Source organism: Sorangium sp. So ce448 (genome assembly GCF_051520915.1).
Lineage (GTDB): Bacteria > Myxococcota_A > Polyangia > Polyangiales > Polyangiaceae > Sorangium > Sorangium cellulosum_B.
On record NZ_CP150343.1, the window covers coordinates 5807468 to 5820416 of the forward strand.

8 protein-coding genes and 1 riboswitch are annotated in these 12949 nt (G+C 70.9%); of the genes, 5 read left to right on the forward strand and 3 right to left on the reverse strand.

What is annotated here, in order from left to right:
* The first annotated feature begins 95 nt into the window (after positions 1-95).
* Both WMF45_RS21900 and WMF45_RS21905 read left to right on the forward strand, forming a co-directional pair.
* Positions 96-2528, forward strand: a complete 2433-nt coding sequence (locus tag WMF45_RS21900; RefSeq protein ID WP_437719562.1) for a ribonucleoside-diphosphate reductase subunit alpha — start codon at positions 96-98, stop codon at positions 2526-2528.
* A gap of 59 nt (positions 2529-2587) precedes the next feature.
* The gene (locus WMF45_RS21905; RefSeq protein ID WP_437719563.1) at positions 2588-3544 is read left to right on the forward strand and encodes a ribonucleotide-diphosphate reductase subunit beta; all 957 of its coding nucleotides are present in this window, start codon (positions 2588-2590) and stop codon (positions 3542-3544) included.
* Positions 3545-3578: 34 nt separating this feature from the next.
* Here WMF45_RS21905 and WMF45_RS21910 read toward each other — a convergent pair whose 3' ends face one another.
* Positions 3579-4811, reverse strand: coding sequence for a YncE family protein (locus WMF45_RS21910; RefSeq protein WP_437718800.1), 1233 nt, complete (start codon positions 4809-4811; stop codon positions 3579-3581).
* On the reverse strand, positions 4805-6883 hold the full coding sequence (locus tag WMF45_RS21915) for a TonB-dependent receptor domain-containing protein (protein WP_437718801.1): 2079 nt from the start codon (positions 6881-6883) through the stop codon (positions 4805-4807). The genes WMF45_RS21910 and WMF45_RS21915 overlap by 7 nt, the downstream gene beginning before the upstream one ends.
* 159 nt (positions 6884-7042) lie before the next feature.
* A riboswitch (cobalamin riboswitch) is annotated at positions 7043-7269 on the reverse strand.
* A 391-nt stretch (positions 7270-7660) separates the two neighbouring features.
* On the opposite strand from WMF45_RS21915, the gene WMF45_RS21920 reads away from it, so the two are divergent.
* The 3 genes from WMF45_RS21920 (at position 7661) to WMF45_RS21930 (ending at position 11225) form a co-directional block, all read left to right on the forward strand.
* Complete coding sequence (locus WMF45_RS21920; RefSeq protein WP_437718802.1) at positions 7661-8476, forward strand: MFS transporter; 816 nt, start codon at positions 7661-7663, stop codon at positions 8474-8476.
* Between the two features lie 195 nt (positions 8477-8671).
* On the forward strand, positions 8672-9589 hold the full coding sequence (locus WMF45_RS21925; RefSeq protein ID WP_437718803.1) for a trypsin-like serine protease: 918 nt from the start codon (positions 8672-8674) through the stop codon (positions 9587-9589).
* Positions 9590-9842: 253 nt separating this feature from the next.
* Positions 9843-11225 carry an OmpA family protein gene (locus tag WMF45_RS21930; RefSeq protein ID WP_437718804.1) on the forward strand — a complete coding sequence of 461 codons (1383 nt, stop codon included), beginning with the start codon at positions 9843-9845 and terminating at the stop codon, positions 11223-11225.
* A 103-nt stretch (positions 11226-11328) separates the two neighbouring features.
* Here the strand turns inward: WMF45_RS21930 and WMF45_RS21935 are convergent, their stop codons facing one another.
* Complete coding sequence (locus WMF45_RS21935) at positions 11329-12792, reverse strand: alkaline phosphatase D family protein (RefSeq protein WP_437718805.1); 1464 nt, start codon at positions 12790-12792, stop codon at positions 11329-11331.
* Between the last annotated feature and the right edge of the window lie 157 nt (positions 12793-12949).

The window sequence follows — 12949 nt, forward strand, 5'->3', positions numbered from 1 at the left end:
ACGAGCACGAGGAGGATGCCATGCTGAACGAACCGTTGGTGAAGAGCAACGGCGCGGCGCCGTTGCGCGCGCTCCACGCACCCCACGCGCCCTCCATGAGCGGCGGCGCGCCGGAAGAGACGCTCCCGCACACGACGATGCGGGTGAAGAAGAGGAACGGGTCGAGCGAGCCCGTGGACGTCAACAAGATCGTCCGGGCGGTGAGCCGCTCCTGCGCGGCCCTGTCCGACGTGGACGCGCTCCGCGTCGCGACAAAGACCATCAGCGGCCTCTACGACGGCGCGACGACGCGCGAGCTCGATCAGCTCTCCATCCAGACGGCGGCGTCGCTCATCGCCGATGAGCCCCAGTACGCGAAGCTCGCGGCGCGCCTGCTCGCCACGTACATCGACAAGGAAGTCCGCAATCAGGAGATCCACGCCTTCTCGCAGTCCATCGCCGTGGGGCGGCGGCTGGGCCTCATCAACGATCGGCTCCACGGCTTCGTGGCGCAGAACGCGCGCAAGCTGAACGACGCCATCGAGCCCAGGCGGGATCACGAGCTCGAGTACTTCGGCCTGCGGACCCTCTACGACCGCTACCTGCTGAAGCACCCCGAGACGCGCCTCGTCATCGAGACGCCGCAGCAGTTCTTCCTGCGCATCGCGTGCGCCCTCTCCGAGACGGCGGCGCAGGCGATCGAGCTCTACCGGCTCTTCTCGTCGCTCGATTACCTGCCGAGCTCACCGACGATGTTCAACTCCGGGACGAGCCACGAGCAGCTCTCGAGCTGCTTTCTGCTCGACTCGCCGGACGATCACCTCGAGACGATCTACCAGCGCTACACCGACGTCGCGATGCTCTCGAAGTTCTCGGGCGGCATCGGGCTCGCCTACCACCGGGTGCGCTCGCGCGGCTCGCTCATCGAGAGCACCAACGGGCACTCCAGCGGGATCGTGCCTTGGCTCAAGACGCTCGACGCGTCCGTCGCGGCCGTGAACCAGGGCGGCAAGCGCAAGGGCGCCTGCTGCGTCTACCTCGAGCCGTGGCACGCCGACGTCGAGGAGTTCCTCTCGCTGCGGGACAACACGGGCGACGAGGCCGCGCGCACGCACAACCTGAACCTCGCGAGCTGGGTCCCGGACCTCTTCATGAAGCGGGTCGAGGCCGACGGCGAATGGAGCCTGTTCGACCCGAAGGACGCGCGCGATCTCCCCGATCTCTACGGTGAGGAGTTCGATCGTCGGTACGTCGAGGCCGAGCGGGCGGGCATCGCCAAGAAGACGATGAAGGCCCGCGAGCTCTACGCGCGGATGATGCGCACGCTCGCGCAGACCGGCAATGGCTGGATGACGTTCAAGGACAAGTCGAACCGCGCCTGCAACCAGACGGCGCTGCCGGGCCGGATCGTCCACCTCTCGAACCTCTGCACCGAGATCCTGGAGGTGACCTCGAACGAGGAATCGGCCGTCTGCAACCTGGGCTCGATCAACCTCACTCGCCACACGCTCACGCTGGCGGACGGCGCGGTCGCGTTCGACTTCGAGAAGCTCGCGCGCACGGTGGGGACCGCGGTCCGCCAGCTCGACCGCGTCATCGACCTCAACTACTACCCCATCCCCTCGACGAGGCGATCGAACCTCCGTTGGCGGCCCGTCGGGCTCGGGCTCATGGGCCTGCAGGACGTGTTCTTCCAGATGCGCCTGCCCTTCGACGCCCCGGCGGCGCGGGAGCTCTCCAGGCGGATCTCGGAGGAGGTGTATTACCACGCGCTCTCGACGTCCGCGGACCTCGCGGCGGAGAAGGGGCGGCACCCGGCGTTCGACGAGACGCGCGCCGCGCGCGGAGAGCTCCAGTTCGACGCGTGGAACGCCGTCCCGGAGGACACGGCCCGCTGGGAGGCGCTCCGCGCGCGCGTCCAGGCCGAGGGGCTCAGGAACTCGCTGCTCGTCGCCATCGCGCCGACCGCCACCATCGCGTCGATCGCGGGCTGCTACGAGTGCATCGAGCCGCAGGTGTCCAACCTCTTCAAGCGCGAGACGCTCTCCGGGGACTTCCTGCAGATGAACCGCTACCTTGTCGCGGAGCTGAAGCGGCTCGGCGCCTGGAACGACGCGGTGCGCGCCCGGCTCAAGCTCGCAGAGGGCTCGGTCCAGGGCATGGACGAGCTGCCCGCGGAGCTCCGCGCCGTGTACCGGACGGCGTGGGAGATCCCGATGCGCTCGCTGATCGACATGGCCGCGGATCGCGGGGCCTTCATCGATCAGAGCCAGTCGCTGAACCTCTTCATCGAGAGCCCCACCATCGGTCAGCTCTCGAGCATGTACTTCCACGCATGGAAGAAGGGGCTCAAGACGACCTACTACCTGCGCTCGCGCCCCGCGACGCGCATCACCAAGGCGACCGTGGAGGCGGCGCCCGAGCGGACGCCCGAGGGCGGCGCCGCGCCGCGCGGCGAGGGCGGCTGGGTGTCCGCGCCGCCGGCGAAGGCGGCCGCGGACGTGGCCTGCGCGCTCGAGAACCCCGAGGCCTGCGAGGCCTGCCAGTGAGCCGCGTCAGCCGCCCCGCGCGCCTCCTCGATCCGGGCCAGTGCCTCACGCTGCGCCCGATGGCCTATCCGGCCTTCTTCGAGATGTACCGCTCCGCCATCAAGAACACGTGGACCGTGGAGGAGGTCGACTTCTCCACGGACGTGGGCGACCTGCGGAAGATGACCGACGCGGAGCGGCACCTCGTGCAGCGCCTCGTCGCGTTCTTCGCCACGGGGGACTCCATCGTGGCGAACAACCTCGTGCTCAACCTGTACAGGCACATCAACGCCCCGGAGGCGCGGATGTACCTGTCGCGGCAGCTCTACGAAGAGGCGCTCCACGTCCAGTTCTATCTGACGCTCCTCGACACGTACATCCCCGATCCCGAGGACCGCCACCGCGCCTTCGCGGCCGTGGAGAACATCCCCTCGATCCGCCAGAAGGCCGATTTCTGCATGCGGTGGCTCGATTCCGTCGAGTCGCTCGGGCGGCTGGACTCGCGCGCCGAGCGGCGGCGGTTCCTCCTGAACCTCATCTGCTTCGCCGCGTGCGTCGAGGGGCTCTTCTTCTTCGGCGCGTTCGCGTACGTGTACTTCCTGCGTTCGCGCGGCCTGCTCCACGGGCTCGCCGCGGGGACGAGCTGGGTCTTCCGCGACGAGAGCGCGCACATGCGCTTCGCCTTCGAGGTCGTGAGCACGGCGCGGCGCGAGGAGCCCGAGCTCTTCGACGCCGGCCTCGCGCGGTCGATCCTCGACATGATGGATGAGGCGATCGCCTGCGAGGCCCGGTTCGCCGAGGATCTCCTCGGCGCCGGCGTGGCGGGCATGTCGGCGCGCGACGTGCGCAGCTACCTCGAGTTCTGCGCCGACCAGCGGCTCGCCACGCTCGGCATGCCGAAGCGCTACGGGGCGAAGAACCCGTTCTCGTTCATGGATCTGCAAGACGTCCAGGAGGTCACGAACTTCTTCGAGCGCCGCGTCTCCGCGTACCAGGTCGGCGTCTCAGGGGAGGTCGTCCTCGACGCCGCGTTCTGACGCCAATCAACCGACGCACCGCCCGCGGGGCCGATCAGAGCCCGCCGATCCCTCGCGGCGGGAGCCCGATCTCGGTGTCGACCGTCGCGTCCTCGAGCGGCTCGAGCGCGCCGCTCGCCGCCACCTTCCAGCGGCGGAGCCTGCTCCTCGCCGCGTCGCTCAGCAGGCAGACATCGCCGCAGCCGGGCGAGCAGTGGACGCCGCCGAAGGCGTAGGACTGGGTCGCCTGGGCGAGCGTCGTGACCTCGCCCGTGGTGATGCTCACGGAGAAGGCGCGGTCCCCGGCGGACGCGCTGCCCGCGTAGGCCGTCCCGAGGAGGACGTCCTCGGAGGCGAAGGCGAGCGTGGGCTGGACCGCCGCGCCGAGCGCCCTGGCCACGCCGAGCCGCTCGATCTCCTCCGGGGGCGACGTGCGAGCGTCGTAGATCACGATGTCGCTCGTCGCCGGATCGTACTCCATCGCCTCGGCGTCGAAGCGGCTCGAGCAGGCGACAGCCAGCCGCTCTCCCGAGGGCGACACGGCGAGACGCCCGCAGCCGTAGAGCCCCTGCACGTCGACCGTCCATGTGACAGCGCCCTGCTCCGGCGAGACGCCAACGAAGCGCCCTTCGCCCACGGTCGAGAGGTCCGCGGCGAGCCGGCCGAGCGCCACGATCACCTCGTCGCCGACGCGCGCCATCCCCGACGGGCGCGGCAGGAGCCCCTCTTCCTCCTCCGGCAGGGCGATACGCCCTGCGATGGAGTACTCCTTCGTATCGACGATCAGCAGATCGCCGCCCTCGTCGAACGGCTCCACGCCCGGGCTCGGGTTGCTCCCGTAGCGCGACACGAGCGCGCGGTCCGCGCCGACCTCGATGTAGTCCTGAGGGTTCGACTCGAACCCCTGCCCGACCGGGAGCTGCGCGAGGACCTCGGCGGTCTCGAGATCCATCCAGGTGATCACGTTCGTGCCGAACCGATCGAGCAGGACGACGCGGCCGGACGGCGGCGCCGCCCCCGGGACCTCGACGTCGCCGGACAGCGCGAGGCTGAGCCCCGGCTTCGCCGCGCCGCTCGACACGAAGGAGGGCGACAGGGTGGTCCCATCGAGCTCCGACACGGCGATGTTCGTCGACTGGTAGTCGCTCGTCACGATGACCACGCCGCTCTCACACGCGTCGCCGTCGCCGCCGCCGTGGACGCCGCCCGTCGACGGCGGCGGCGAATCCACGTTGCACCCGAGCATCGGAATCGAGATCGCGAACGCAAACAGACTGATCTTCACCATGTTGACTCCAGTGTGAAAAACACGCTCCGCCCCGGGAGCGGAAACCCGACGACATCCGTGCGCCGCGCGTCCAGGAGGTCCGCGACGCGACCTCTCACCGCGAGGTGCCCTCCGAGCCACCTCGCCTCCGCGTCGAGGTCGAGGGTCGCTTGCTCCGCGATCACGCCGAGCCCGGCGGGATCGGCGTACCGGCTCGACTGGTACACGGCCCGGATCTCGCCCGACGCGCCCGAGAACACGGCGCCGCCCGGGCGCTTCCACTCGGCGTGCAGGCGCGGCGCGACGACGAGGCGCGAGCGGAACGGGAGGAGGTCGTTCCTCGTCGTCCGTCCCGGCGTCGTGTCCCGCGGATCCAGCAGCGTCGCCGCGATTTCGGCGCGGAGGAACGGGGTCACCTCGACCCCGGCCAGGAGCTCCGCGCCCACGACGCGGGCGCGGCCGACGTTGTACGGGCTCACGTAGCCCTGACCGGACTTCTCGTACGCGACGAGCCCGGAGACCGCGCTCCCGAACGCGAACACGTCGATGAAGGCGCCGCGCAGCACGGCGCCGCGCCCCGTCTGCGCCCGGATCCCGGCCTCGATCGTGGCGCCGGACTCGGGCTCGAGCGCCGCGTTGCCGTGGACGACGCCGGAGACGCCGTACACCTCGCCGAGCGTCGGGACGCGGACGTAGCGGCCCACGGTCGCGAGGAGCCGGAGCCGGTCGCTCCCCGCCTCCACGCCGACCCGCCCGGTCGGCACGAGCACGTCGCAAGGGCGCTCCCGGTCCGCGCCGGTGGCGTGGCACTCCCCGCTCGCGAGGGCGTGCAGCGTGAGCCCCTCGCCGAGGCGCGCCTCCGCGCTGACGGCGCCGCGCGCGGACGAGCGCCGCGCCCGCGCGAGCGGTACGTCGTCCGGCGCGCGCGAGATGCCCTCGCGCGCGACCGAGAGCACGGGCCGCACCCGGAGCCGGTCGGCGAAGGCGAGCGTCGCCCCGAGCGTCTGCTCCAGGCGGCGGCCGGCGAGGTGGAGCTCCGGCGTCTGCAGCGCGAGCTCGAAGAGGGGATCATGGACCTCCGACCGCGCCTCGATGAACGAGGTGCGCGCCTCGAGCGTGTGCTGCGCCTCCCCGCCGAACGGCACCCGCGCCGCGACCGACGCCAGCGCGCGCCGCGACTCCCCCCGCGCCTCGCGGGACGGCAGGAGCGCGAGTCTCGGCACGCCCTGCTCGCGATCGGTGCCGTTCGCGATCACGTCGACGATCGCGCCGCCCCCGAGCTCGACGCGCGCGAGCGCCCACGCGTCGATCGTGCGCACGTCGGCGTTCTGCCGGCGCTCCACGGTGTCGTCGCGCTCGTCGAAGAGCGTCCCGCCATCGTTGACGAACGCGTAGCGGTTCTCCGCGGCCTCGGCGCTCACCCCGACGATCGCGCTCACCGGGCCCGCGCCGGCGCCGGCGAACGCCCACCCGCGCCGCGCGCCGAGCGAGCCCGCCATGACGCCTGCGCCGCCCGTCGTCCGGGAAGGCCGCCGCGGCTCGAAGAAGATCGCGCCGCCGGGGCCGAGGCGGTCGGCCTCGATGGGCGCGTGGCCGCGGTAGATCTCGATGCGCTCGATGAGCCAGAGGGGCACGAGGGAGAGATCCGCCGTCCCCACGACATCGTCGTTCAGGCGGACGCCGGCGAGGTACACCGGCGTCTGCGTGGCGGTCGCTCCCCGGAGGGCCGCGGTCGCCGGCCCGCCGAAGCCGCCCGACTCGATGATGAGCACGCCCGGCTGCGTGCGGAGCACGTCCGCCGCCCCGAGCCCCGCGCCGGTGAGGCGCTCGCGGCCCAGCACCGACCCCGCGACGGACCTGTCCTTGGGCGGCGCGGGCGCGCGCAGGCGGTCCCCCTCGACGCGCACCTCCAGCGGGTCTGTCCCCGGTCGAGCGGCAGCGGCATCGCCCCCCTGCTCGCCCGCAGGCCTGCGCACATCGTCGGCGCGGGCCGCCGGCAGGCCTGCCACCGCGCTGCCGACCGCGAGCGCAAACCAGCGCGCCGCGCCGGCGCTCCGGCGCCGACGCGACCGACGATCAGAGGAATCAACCATTCACGCGCCGCCTGCCCGCGTCGACCCAGCGCTGCTCCGGGTGAGCTGAGAGCCGAAGCGAGGGGGCTGCGTGACGGGCCACGGCACCGCGCGCGAGCGAGGTGGTCGAGGGCCTGGGCGCCTTCCCCTCGAAGGCTCAGGTCAGCGCGCGCCAGAGCACCGGCGCGCGCACCTTCGGCAGGTCTTCGGACTCACGGGCGCTGCGGCCGTCGCCGGTCGCTCTCCTACACATCACCGCTTCCCAGGCTGCTCTGGTGCATGCCCAGTGCTTCTTGGTGATGGTCGTTCCCGTTCACCGCTGCGGGGGCAGTCCCGGATTCTCACCGGGTTCCCTTTTCAGCTCGCCAGGGGATGGCCGGACGAGCACCGATGGCGGGGCGACTCGTCGCACCCGTCACGCAGGATGTCAACGCTGAAGCGAAGGCCCGGAGCGCCCCGTCCACGGGCCCACCGGCGGCGCACACCCGAGACAGAACCGGGAGTCCCTTGACAGTCTTGCACGCGCGTGCAACGAGTTACTTGAAACTGATTTTCTTTATCATTAATCAGAAACGAGCGGCCCGAGACCTGACGTCCAGCGCCCGATGACCAGAGCCCACGTGGCTCTCGACGCCCATCGGAGCTGAATGTGACGAGTTCCATCTCGATACCGGCCTCTGTCGCGCTGCCCGCGGTGAACACAGGGCAGCTGTTGAAGCAATACACCCCTGAGTCGGCGTTCTTCTTCGCATCGCCGACGCGCACCCTCCTCGCGCAGGCGCCTACTCCCTGGCCGCGGTGCTCGGGGTGCCGGCCGGCCTCGAGCTCGCGCGGCGCGGCGGCTTCCAGGCGCCGTTCTTCGCCGTCGCGGCGCTCGGGCTCGCCGTCGCGGGGCTCGCGCTGCTGCTGCTCCCCTCGATGCGAGGCCACCTCGCCGGGGCGCGGGTGCGCGCCGAGGAAAACGCCATGCGCGAGCTCCGCGCGCTCGTCGGCCGCCCGCTCGTGCTGCTCTCGTACGCGACGACGGCGGTCATGACGATGGCGTCGTTCCTCGTCATCCCGAACATCTCGGCCTACGTGCAGAATAACCTCGGCTATCCGCGCGAGCGGCTCGGCCTGCTCTACCTCGTGGGCGGCGCGCTCACCTTCGTCGTGATGCGCACCGCGGGCGCGCTGATCGATCGCGTCGGCGCGTTCCGAACGAGCCTGGTCGGGGCGGCGATGCTCGTGGCCGTCCTCTATGCCGGGTTCCACGCGTACGTGCCGGGGCTGCCCGTGATCGTCGTCTTCGTCGCCTTCATGACCGGGACGGCGATCCGCAACATCTCCCACGGCACGCTCGCCTCGAAGGTCCCGCTCCCCTCCGAGCGGGCGCGCTTCGGATCCATCCAGTCGGCCGTGGATCACCTCTCGTCGGCGCTCGCCGCGTTCCTCGCGGCCAGGATGCTGCACGAGCTCCCCGACCAGCGCCTCGACGGCATGGGCGCCGTGGCCGCGCTGGCGATCGCCTTCACGCTCGCGTCGTCGTGCTTGATCTTCCTGATCGAGCGACACCTCGCCCCCGGCGCGTCGAGCAGCGCCGGCGCTGCGCGCGCGCTGGAGGGCCGGGGCTAGTCGACGAGCGCGGGAGTCCAGAGAGCGCGCCTCCAGCCGGGCGCCCCTCACCTGACTGACCTGATTTCCATCTCTCATTCCCCTCGGTGGGAACAACAACTTATCGGGGGCACCTCCCCTTCCGATGCTGGAGAAAAGCTCCAGGGTCGGCTTGCACGGTCGTTACTCACATGCTCTTTGTCGGTGACCTCATCCATGGTGTCTCCGCCTCTCGTCCCGCGCCTCGCGGGATGCCTTGGCTGCCTTGTCGCGGCCCTCGTCCCACGCCTCGTCGTCGCCGTCATCCCGGCTGAATCCTCGCCTCCTCCGGTGGCGGCGGTCGAGCCGATCACCGAGGTTTCGCCGCGCGCGAAGGGCACGCCTGAGCCCCGCATCGACGGCGCCGCGCGCTCCGTCGTCGCCGTGGCCGTCTCGCACCGCGATCCCCGGGGCGGCGAGCGACGCGTGAACCTGTGCAGCGGCGCGCTCGTCGAGCCGAACCTCGTCTTGACCGCGCGTCACTGCATCTCGCGCAACCTGACCGCGACCCCTCGCTGCGATCGCTCGGGCAGGTCGCACAACGGCGATCACCTCGGCGGAGACATCGATCCTTCCGAGATCGCCATTTACACAGGGGACCATATCGATGTCTCCCGCGACGCCGCGCGGGCGCGCGCCGTGGCCACGCTGCACGGGAAAGAGCGCGTCCTCTGCGACGCGGACATCGCTTATCTGGTGCTCGATCGGCCCCTCACCGACGTGGCGCCCCTGCGGATGCGCGAGGTCGGGGCGCTCGATCCAGGCGACAGCGTGATCGCCGTCGGGTACGGCGGCGGAGCGGTAAGCCGGCTCGGCGTCCGCGCCGCGCGCGGCCCGCGCCTCGTCGCCGCCGTCGGGCCCCGCGCCGATCCGGCGACCGGCAAGGTCCTCGGTCCGCGCGAGTTCGAGATCGAGGGGGCGACCTGCGCCGGCGACTCGGGAGGTCCGGTGATCGACGCCGACCGCGGCGACGTGGTGGGCATCACGTCGCGAGGCGCGGGGTGCACCGCGGCTGGCAACCACGTGTATACGCGCACGGACGCCTTCGCCGCGCTGACGGCCGAGGCCCGCACGGCCGCGCTCGCACGACGCTGAGCGCCGCGCGCCATCGCCGCCGGCTCGCCTCGCCTCGCCTCGCCTCGCCGAGCGCGAGGGGCAGGAAGCGGCAGGAGCAGGCCGTGTGCACCCGCGGCACAGCGCGCGATGCGCGGGCGTGCCGGCACGTCGCTCGCATCGCGCGGAGTCCGCGGAAGACAGACACGGGATCGACGCTCATGCGGGCAGGGTCGCGTGCGCGATGACGCTGCTTCGCCCGCGCCGATGACCACTTCCCGGAGGGATCGGAACCATGTCGTTGCTGGACACCACCAGGGGCTTCTTGACGCCCGAGCTCATCTCGGCCGCAACGAAGGGGCTGGGCCTGAGCGATGAATCGCCGACGAACGTGCGCGGCGCCGCGGAGAGCTCGGTGCCGACGCTGCTCGCCGGAATGGCTCAGCTCGCCTCTTCGGAGAGCGGCGCAGCGCAGCTGTTCAGGTTGATCACCGAGCGGGACTACGAAGGTCTGCTCGGGAGAGCAGGCCCCCTCCGCGCCGAGCAGGCCGAGGAGCTCTCGCACCATGGGCAGTCGATAATCGCCCGCCTGTTCGGCGACCGCGCGAGCGGGATGATCGATCTCATCTCCCGCTCCTCCGGCGCGGAGCAGCGGTGCTCGACCGCGATGCTCGGCCTGGTCGCTCCGATCGTCGCGTGCGTGCTCGGCCGCGAGGTGAGGTTGAGAGGGCTGACCGCGCGCGGGCTCGCCGATCTCCTCTCTCATCACAAGCAAGCCTTCAAGGACGATCCGCGCGCCCCGGCGGGCCTCGCTGGGTTCCTCGCTCCCTCCATGGGGGCGAGCGCTCCTTTCGTCGCGGCGGCGGCGCGCGAACGCCCGCACGACGCGGTATCGCCCGCCCCGTCCCGAACGACGGAGTCGTCAACCCCGCTTCCCTCGCGTGAAGGGCCTGCCCGTCAACGTCCGACGCGAGAATGGCTGCTCCCGACCTTGCTGGCAGCGGCGGTGCTCGGAGGCCTGTGGGCGTTCGCCCGCGAACGCAGGCCGGAGCGCACCGCCGCCGAGCCCACGCACGAAGCCCCGATCGCGGCGGCTCCGAGGGACGATCTCGCCCAGCCCGCCGCGCCGCCGCCGCAGGTCGAGGCGCCGCGCGCCGAGGCGCCCACGGCCGCCGCGCCCGGCGAGGCGCCCCCCGGCGCGCCGGAGATCGTCGAGCAGCTCAGGATCACGGCCGGAGAGATGACGCTCCCGGGCGGCAAGGTCCTCTCCGTCGACGAGCACGGCTCCGAGGCGGAGATCGCGCGGTACCTCGACGCCGGAGCCCCGGATGGCCCCAGGCGCTTCTCGATGGAAGGCGTGAACTTCCGCTTCGGGACCACGGAGTTGACCGAAGCTTCGCGGCCGAATCTCGAAGCGCTGGCCGTCATCCTCGACGCCTATCCCTCCGCGCGGGTGCGCATCGAAGGGCACACCGACGCCGTGGGCGGCGCCGAGGGGAACCGATCGCTGTCGCTGGCGCGAGCCCAGGCGGTGCGCAACGAGCTCACCGCGCGGCAGATCGCTCCCCATCGCATCGAGGTGGCCGGGATGGGCGCCGAGCAACCGGTGGCGTCGAACGACACCGCCGGCGGACGCGCGCAGAACCGCCGGATCGACGTCATGGTCCTGAGCCTCTGAAGCGGCGACTCACCCCCTCCGCGCCAGGGGCAATGTACCGGCGCCGGCCTGCGGAAGCAGGGTACCGGCGCCGTCAAAAGGCCGGCGCATGTCCGGCCGGCGCCTACGTGTGCACTCTCGGGAGGACTTGCTCGAGGACGACGACGCCGCCGTTGTCCTTCTCCACATGGAAGCGGACCACCAGGTTGTTGTTCCTGTCCCAGTCGTCTGCGCCGTCGCTCGGATCGAGGATCGCAAAGTTGCGATGCGTGACGCAGTACCTGTGATCGGACCCCGAGATCTCCCGGAGGAATCCCTTGATGTCGCCGTTGAACAGGTTCTGACTACCACCGTTCGTCAGCAGCGAGAGGATGATGCGGGACATCCCCTTCGGGGCAGGGCGCGCGATGCCGGATGCGGTCACCTGATAGAGGCGCGGTCGCGAGCGCGGCTGCCCGAACCCGAGGACCGTGTCGATGTGGGCCATCGTGCCCACGTGGATGTCGCCGCCCATGAGCGTCACCTGGGTGCGAGGGCTGAAGCCGGCGAAATTCATGAGAGACATGAGAAAACGCCTGCATTCGTTCTGGTTGTTGGAGGCAGCCCAGCCGTCCCGGATGTCGTCGATGGAGGCCATGTTGAACGTGTTCGTGAGCGCCTCGGCGGCCGCGAGCGGCAGGTAGACGACGGGTGTGCCGACCACGACCAGGAGGTGCTTGAGATCGAGCGCCGCGAGCTCGTTGAGCCTGAGCTCGAGGTCGTCGAGCTGTTGCTTGCCGAGGATCGCCCCGTTCTTCCACGAGCGCTGCGACCGCCCATCGACCGCGAGGATGGCGATGTCGCCGTGCTTCGCGATCCAGCCGAACCCCGAGCTGCTCAAGCGGTCCCTCGGGCTCAGCGCTACCTGAAACTCCTTGAACGCCTGCTCCGCGGCCCTGTAGCGCTCCACGGCCTGCGGGGAGCCGTCGTTGTTGTTCGACCCCCACCCATCGTAGATCTCGTGGTCGTCCCACATCATGACGTTCGGGCAGCTCCCGAGGACGGCCGCCACGTCAGGGTGCGACCACGTCTGCACGTAGTGCCTGCGGTACGCGGCGGTGCGCCCCTCCGAGGCCGACCAGCCCGTTGGATCGCCGTCGCCGTAGATCTGGTCACCGGCGTGAACCAGGAGGTTCACCTTCCCTTCGTCCACGAGGGCCTTGAGCGCCCGCCACATCGCTCCGCGCCGCTCCTTCGGAAACTCGTGGTTGTCGATGTCGTTACAGCTCACGAGGCCGATACGGATCGGCCCGTTCGCCACGGTGCGGAAGGCGGACCCGTTGATGCTCAGGTTGTCCGCGGGTGTGGGGAGCGGATCCCCTGCGTCGTGCTCCACGATGCCATAACGAACCCTCTCGCCGCTCAGCCCGCTCAGCTCGAACGTGGCGAGCCCGAAGGGCGGCGCGCTGTTGATCGGCACGTCGAGCGTGCGAACGCCGTTGTCGTCCGCGAACGCCAGTCTCGCCCTCCCCTTGGGCCTCTCGAAGACGGCCAAGATCCTGCTGGTTGTCTGCGTCGTGTGTCCGATGACTGCGCTTTTGAACGCCATGGTCAGCCTCTCTGGCGAGAGCTCGTCAGGCTGAGGGAAGAGGCGTCGTGGTCCTGGCGGGCACTCTCCCCTATGTTTCGTCGCTGACGGCCGGACGCAAGTTTTTCGGCTCGCTCGAGGCGCTCGCGAGAGGGGTTCTCCGCGCGGGGCTGATCCC